Source organism: Streptomyces sp. CNQ085, assembly GCF_022614595.1.
Classification (GTDB): Bacteria; Actinomycetota; Actinomycetes; order Streptomycetales; family Streptomycetaceae; genus Streptomyces.
The window spans coordinates 26,700-26,997 of record NZ_JAJFAU010000060.1 but is presented as its reverse complement, the minus strand read 5'-3'; the positions used below and the strand labels follow the sequence as shown (position 1 = coordinate 26,997).

The window sequence follows — 298 nt, the reverse complement described above, 5'->3', positions numbered from 1 at the left end:
GCGCCCGCGCACCCACACGTACGCCAGCGCCGCGACCAGTACGGGCAGCGCGACCTCGACGTTGCCCAGGTCGGCGAGGAACTCGGCGAGAGCGGTCGGCGGGGCGTCATCCCGCACCCGGCGCGCCAGGCGCTCGTCCTCCTCCGCCAGCGGCCCTTCCGCGGCCACCTGCCAGGCGGCCGCGGCGAAGAGCAGCAGGGGGAGGACCACCGCCAGGAGCACCGCCGGGAGCGGGAGCGGCCGGGGAACGCGGAACGGCGGCCCCGGAACAGGGGGGAGGGTTCCGGGGCCGCCGCGG

General features: G+C 78.9%; 1 pseudogene. It reads right to left on the bottom strand.

Annotated features, from left to right (window positions below):
• A pseudogene (locus LJ221_RS12755) lies at positions 1 to 222 on the bottom strand (hypothetical protein); the annotation flags it as partial.
• Positions 223 to 298: the final 76 nt, after the last annotated feature.